Source organism: Lentzea sp., from assembly GCF_035525475.1.
GTDB lineage: Bacteria > Actinomycetota > Actinomycetes > Mycobacteriales > Pseudonocardiaceae > Lentzea.
Genome location: NZ_DATLEC010000080.1, coordinates 1 through 6,083, shown reverse-complemented (window position 1 = coordinate 6,083; position 6,083 = coordinate 1). Strand labels below are relative to the sequence as shown.

Sequence of the window (6,083 nt, the reverse complement as noted above, 5' to 3'; positions counted from 1 at the left end):
CTGGGCTGGCGGCTGCGCGTCGTACCCGCGGCGCCACGGGGCCCGCACTGGCGGCTGCTCGCCGGCGTGGCCGAGGCCGATCCGCAGTGGTTGCCGTACCTGGGTGAGCCCGCGGCCTGATCCGGGAGTTCCCCGACGGGTCAGGCCGCGAGGGAGAAGACGTTCTGACGTGCGGTGATGCGCACCGAGTCGTCGTGCGCGATGATCCGGACCGAGTCGTCGTGCTGCGCCGTGATTCGGACCGAGTCGTCGTGTGCGGTGATGCGCACTGAGTCGTCCATCGTGATGCGGACCGAGTCGTCCTGAGCGGTGATGCGGACGCTGTCGTCCATCGTGATGCGCACGGAGTCCTCACGCGCGGTGATGCGCACCGAGTCGGACATCGTGATCCTGACCGAGTCGCTCGCGGTGATGCGCACGGAGTCTGCCATGGTGATGCGCACCGAGTCGGACGCCGTGATGCGCACCGAATCGCTCGCCGTGATCCGAACGGAGTCGTCCATCGTGATCCGGACGGAGTCACAGGCAGTGATACGCACCGAATCGTCCTTGTAGCTCGGAAGAGTGAAGGTCACGGCCTGGGGGCGGGTCATCGTGAACATTTTGTGTCCTCCAGCTCGTTCGGGGCGGGTGCGCAAGACCCGTATAGGTGAAAAGCTAGGAGGTAGGTGATCCGGGAACAAGACCCCAAACCGGCACCCGTTCGCCGCCGACCGGGTGAGGCCTGACCGGGCGTAACCGCTGCGCCGCACGAGAGCGCTCATTGCCCTTACTGGCCGGTATGGACACGCTCCGTAGCCCGCATTCCGGCTAAACATGACATGCGTCACGCCGCAGAAGTCGCAGGCGAGTGGGATTCCGCAGACTTGCCGCCGCTTTAGCTGTGTTGTGAGTCAGTAACGGCCCACGTGTCGTCGTGGCGTGCGTTCCGGAGCCGCGGTCACTGGTAGTTGCCGTTGCAATCACAGCTTTCCGGACGACCGCGACCAACGCCGTTCCGGCGCTCTACTCCATCCAGGTCGACCAGGCTCGCCGAACCGGTGGTTCCCGGCTCTGCCGCGTGCATGGCGGCCGATGCTCTGCTAGATGCCCGTGACCAGCGCGTACCGGGTGCCCGCGTGAGGCGGCGTCGCTCGGGGCGATCCGCGTCCTGGCGGGCTTGATCGCGGGACGAACGGTGATCTTGCTGGCCCGGCCGCTCGCGCGCGGCCGAGTTCGGCTACCGTACCCGCCGTGACCATCGTGGAGACCGTTCTCGTCTTCGCGCTGATCCCGCTGGCGATCTACGGCGTGATCACGCTGCTGACGGTGAGGCCAAAGGCCACCCGGATTCCCCGGTACCGGCCCGGCCAGGAGTGGGGCTACGCCCCGGTGTGGTGGAGCGCGAACCCGGCCGGGTTGAGCGCGGACCACCACAGCGCCGCCGAGCCCGCTGCCGCGGGTTCGACCGCCAAGGGAGGTGCCCGTGGCAACTGGTAAGGCGATCGTGCCCGTCGACCCGGCGACGCTGCCGCTCGGTGCCGTCGTGACGAACAGCGGCCGTGTGTCCGCGGCGAAGATGTACGAGCCGCACGCGCCGGAGCTGCCGTTCACGCCGACCCAGCTCGCGCAGCTGGACGAGGCGCTGACGCTCTCCAGCCGCACCACCGGCCTCGACTTCAGCGTGTACCTGGGCGAGCTCGGCTCGTCCTCCCGTGAGCGCGCGGGGGAGCTGCACCGCTCCACCGACCGCCCGTCGCACCACGTCCTCGTGGCCGTGTCGCCGGGCGAGCGCGTCGTCGAGGTCGTGACGGGCGAGGAGTCGCACCGCCGCCTCCCCGACCGCGGCGCCAAGCTCGCGGTGATGAGCATGGTGGCGTCCTTCAAGGAGGGCGACCTCGCGGGCGGCCTGATCTCGGGCCTGCGCATGCTGACCGACCAGGCGGGCAACGCGCCCCGTTCCTGATCCAGCTCTTCGAACGCCCCCGGTGTGCCACCGGGGGCGTTTCTACGCGCCGGCCTCGTTCCGCGCCACCACGAGGCCGCAGATCCGCTCCCAGCCGAGCCTGCCGTACAGGTGCACGCCGTCGGTCGACGAGAACAGCAACCCGGTCTTGGCGCCGCCCTCCACCGCCGCACGGGCCAGCGTTCCCATCACGACGCTGCCGAGCCCACGTCGCCGGTGCGCCTCCGCGGTCTCGATCCGGTGCGCCACGGCATCCTCGCCGACGACCGCCATCAGCCCGCTCGCGGCCTGCTCGCCGCCGGCGGTCAGCACCCGCACGCCGATGACCGGGTCCCGCGTCACCTCGATCGCGTAGCCCGCGGGAGGGGCGGCCACCGGGTGGTCGGCCAGCGAGCGCCGCATGAACGTCTCGTCGGGCCGCGCCACGACCAGCCCTGCCGCCTCGACCGCGGCGGTCACCTCTTCAGGCGCGTCGGTGAGCACGCTGAGCCAGTTCGGTTCGGTGGTGGCGGCGACGATCCCGGCCGTCTCGGCGACGTCGCCGGAGTCGGTGACGATCCACTCGTACTGCCGGCGCGACCGGTTCACGTGGACGACCAGCCGTCCGTCGCGGCGTTCGGACGTCAGTCCGTCGGCCGCGATCCAGCCCCGGTGCCAGCGCTCCGCCAGTGAGTCGAGTTCGTTGTCGGACAAGATCTTCCCCTCAGACGGGAAGACCCCGTGACGCCGTTGCGGCATCACGGGGCCTTCACAGCACTACTTCAGGAGCGGTCGAACTCCTGGGCGGCCAGCGCGCGCACGATGCCCGCACGGCCCTCGGACACCAGACGGCGCAGGGCGGGCGGGTGCTCGTCCGCCAGCCACGCGTCGGCGGCCTCCACAGTGGACTTCGCGATCGACCAGGCCGGGAACATGCCCACGACCATGGACTGCGCGCGCTCGGACGAGCGGCGGTCCCACACGCCCTTGGCGTCGGCGAAGTAGCGCTCGACGTACGGCTCGAGCAGCTCCTTCTGGCTCGGGTGCGAGATGCCCGCGATGATCGCCTCGCTGACCGCGTTGGGCAGCTCGTCGTCGTTCACGGCGCGGTCCCACGCCTCGTCCTTGGCCTCGGTGGTCGGGCGCAGGGCGCGGGCGGACTGGGCGCGGCGGTGACCGGTGGAGGTCGGGTCGCGCTCCTCCTCGGCGTTGATCTCCGCCAGGCCGGCCTTGCCGTGCGCGACGAGGGCCTGCAGCAGGCGCCAGCGCAGGTCGGTGTCGACGTCGAGGCCCTCGAGCACGGCACTGCCGTCGTACCAGCCGCGCAGGACGTCCACAGTGGAGTCGTCGAGCACCGACGAGGTCAGCGCGTTCACGAACGCCAGCTGGTGGTCGGACCCCGGCTCGGCGGCCCGGGCCAGCTCCAGGGCCGTCGCCACGAACCGGCGCCAGCCCTCGGCGCGCCACGAGTCGTCCGCGTAGGACGACAGCGAGGTCTGGGCCTGCAGCAGCAGCCGCTGCACCACGCCGACCTCGGTCTCGGAGTGCAGACCGCCGAGGACCAGGTTCACGAAGTCGCGGGCCTTCAGCTCGGCCTCGCGGGTCATCTCCCACGCGGCCGACCAGCACAGCGTGCGCGGCAGCGGCTCGGCGATGTCGGAGATGTGGTCGATCAGCGCGGCCAGCGAGTCCGGGTCGAGGCGCATCGTGCAGTACGTGAGGTCGTCGTCGTTGACCAGCACGATCTTGCCGCGGTGCACGCCGACCAGTTCCGGGACCTCGGTGCGGTCGCCGGTCACGTCCAGCTCGTGGCGGTGCGTGCGGACGAGCTTGCCGGAGCCGTCGTCGTCGTAGACGCCGATCGCGATGCGGTGCGTCCGCAGCTCGCCGGCACCCGGACGCGCGCCGCCCTGCAGCACGGCGAACTCGGTGAACCTGCCGTCGGCGTCCACGGTGAACTTGGGGCGCAACAGGTTCAGGCCCGTCGTCTCCAGCCACTGCGCGCTCCACCACGACAGGTCGCGGCCGGACGCCTCCTCCAGCGCGCCCAGCAGGTCCGCGAGGGTGGCGTTGCCCCAGGCGTGCTTGGCGAAGTAGACCCGCAGGCCCGCGAGGAAGTTGTCCAGCCCGACGTACGCGACGAGCTGCTTGAGCACCGAGGCGCCCTTGGCGTAGGTGATGCCGTCGAAGTTGACCTCGACCGCCTGCACGTCGGAGATGTCCGCGGCGACGGGGTGGGTCGAGGGCAGCTGGTCTTGCCGGTAGGCCCACGACTTCTCGATCTTCGCGAACGTCGTCCACGCCTGGCGGTACTCGGTGGCCTCCGCCTGCGCGAGCACGGACGCCCAGGTGGCGAACGACTCGTTCAGCCACAGGTCGTCCCACCAGCGCATGGTGACCAGGTCGCCGAACCACATGTGGGCCATCTCGTGCAGCAGCGTCTCGGCGCGCCGCTCGTAGGCGTAGCGGGTGACGCGGCTGCGGAAGACGTAGTCCTCCAGGAAGGTCACCGCGCCCGCGTTCTCCATCGCGCCCGCGTTGAACTCCGGCACGAACAGCTGGTCGTACTTGGAGAACGGGTACGGCGTGCCGAACTTCTCGTGGTAGAAACCGAAACCCTGCTTGGTCTCGGTGAACAGCCGCTCGGCGTCCATGTGCTCGGCCAGCGAGGCGCGGCAGTAGATGCCCAGCGGGATCGACTTGTGGCTGTCGGAGTACTCGTCGCGCCACTCGGCGTACGGTCCGGCGACCAGCGCGACCAGGTAGGTCGACAGCCGCTCGGACACCGCGAAGACGGTCCGGACGGCGCCTTCCGGCGTCTCCTCCGCCGACTCGGCGAGCGTGTTCGAGACGACCTTCCAGCCGCTCGGCGCGATCACGGTGAGCCGGTAGACCGACTTGAGGTCGGGCTGGTCGAAGCAGGCGAACATCCGCTTGGCGTCCGCGGTCTCGAACTGGGTGTAGAGGTAGACGCCGTCGTCGACCGGGTCGACGAACCGGTGCAGGCCTTCGCCGGTGTTCATGTACCGGCAGTCGGCTTCGACCACGAGCTCGTTCGCGGTGGCGAGGCCCGGCAGCGCTAGGCCCTCGTCCTCGACGTACCCGCTCACGTCGAGGTCCGCGCCGTTCAGGGTGGCCGAGCGGACGCGGTCGGCGACGAGGTCGACCCAGGTCCGTTCGCCGGCCCGCGCGCTCGCGAACCGGACGGTCGTCTTCGACGCGAAGGTCTTCTCACCGGGACCGCCGTGGCCGTCGGTCAGATCGAGCTCGATGTCGTAACCGGTGACGTCGAGCAGATCCGCGCGCAGCTTGGCTTGGTCACGGGTCAGGTTGGGGGCGGGCACAGGCACCTCTGGTCGTGGTATCGGTTTTCAACTCCCCGCATCCAATCATGGCGACGGGGTGCCGGGCGACGGGGAACAAGCCTGCCCTCCCCGGTGTTGGCCCGCAGTGTGGGCCCGCCCACGCCCCGACCTCGACCGATTCGCACAGGAGCACTCGATGACCGCTGCCAAGCAGCCTACGAAGGTCGACTTCTACTTCGACCCGATCTGCCCGTTCGCCTGGATCACGTCGCGCTGGATCCTCGAGGTCGAGAAGCACCGCGACCTGGACCTGAACTTCCGGATCATGAGCCTGTCGGTGCTGAACGAGGGCCGTGACGAGCTGCCGGAGCAGTACCGCGAGCTGCTGGCGAAGGGCTGGGGCCCGGTGCGCGTGGCCGTCGCGCTGTCGCAGGCGAAGGGGGAGCAGGCGCTGCGCGAGTTCTACACCGAGTTCGGCACCCGCTGGCACAACCAGGACCGCAAGGAGCACGACGTGGTCGTCAAGGAGGTGCTCGAGGCCATCGGTGCCCCGGCCGAGCTGGCCGAGGCGGCGCACTCCACGGAGTACGACGAGGCGCTGAAGAAGAGCCACCACGAGGGCATGGACCCGGTCGGCATGGACGTCGGCACCCCGACGATCCACATCGACGGCGTGGCGTTCTTCGGCCCGGTGCTGAGCTCGATCCCGCGGGGCGAGGACGCGGTGAAGGTGTTCGACGGCGCCGTCGCGCTGGCCGCCTACCCCGACGTCTGCGAGCTCAAGCGCACCCGCACGGGCGACCTGAACTTCGACTGAGCCCCCGAAGCGGCACTTTCACGGGAAAGTGCCGCTT

Annotated in this window: 6 protein-coding genes and 1 pseudogene; 4 read left to right on the top strand and 3 right to left on the bottom strand. The window is 69.9% G+C overall.

What is annotated here, in order from left to right:
• A pseudogene (locus VM306_RS14565) lies at positions 1 to 120 on the top strand (HNH endonuclease); the annotation flags it as partial.
• Between the two features lie 20 nt (positions 121 to 140).
• On the opposite strand, the gene VM306_RS14560 reads toward VM306_RS14565, so the two are convergent.
• Positions 141 to 503: a DUF2345 domain-containing protein gene (locus tag VM306_RS14560; protein ID WP_325515272.1), complete on the bottom strand. Its 363-nt coding sequence runs from the start codon at positions 501 to 503 to the stop codon at positions 141 to 143.
• 730 nt (positions 504 to 1,233) lie between these two features.
• On the opposite strand from VM306_RS14560, the gene VM306_RS14555 reads away from it, so the two are divergent.
• Both VM306_RS14555 and VM306_RS14550 read left to right on the top strand, forming a co-directional pair.
• A complete protein-coding gene (locus VM306_RS14555; protein ID WP_325515270.1) occupies positions 1,234 to 1,479 on the top strand; it encodes a hypothetical protein in 246 nt (81 codons plus the stop codon).
• Positions 1,466 to 1,945, top strand: coding sequence for a DUF5130 family protein (locus VM306_RS14550; RefSeq protein WP_325515268.1), 480 nt, complete (start codon positions 1,466 to 1,468; stop codon positions 1,943 to 1,945). The genes VM306_RS14555 and VM306_RS14550 overlap by 14 nt, the downstream gene beginning before the upstream one ends.
• 42 nt (positions 1,946 to 1,987) lie before the next feature.
• Here VM306_RS14550 and VM306_RS14545 read toward each other — a convergent pair whose 3' ends face one another.
• On the bottom strand, positions 1,988 to 2,638 hold the full coding sequence (locus VM306_RS14545; protein WP_325515266.1) for a GNAT family N-acetyltransferase: 651 nt from the start codon (positions 2,636 to 2,638) through the stop codon (positions 1,988 to 1,990).
• Positions 2,639 to 2,706: 68 nt separating this feature from the next.
• A complete protein-coding gene (gene pepN, locus VM306_RS14540) occupies positions 2,707 to 5,268 on the bottom strand; it encodes an aminopeptidase N (protein ID WP_325515274.1) in 2,562 nt (853 codons plus the stop codon).
• A gap of 157 nt (positions 5,269 to 5,425) precedes the next feature.
• Between pepN and VM306_RS14535 the strand changes: the two genes are divergently transcribed.
• Positions 5,426 to 6,046, top strand: coding sequence for a DsbA family protein (locus tag VM306_RS14535; protein ID WP_325515264.1), 621 nt, complete (start codon positions 5,426 to 5,428; stop codon positions 6,044 to 6,046).
• Positions 6,047 to 6,083 lie beyond the last annotated feature (37 nt).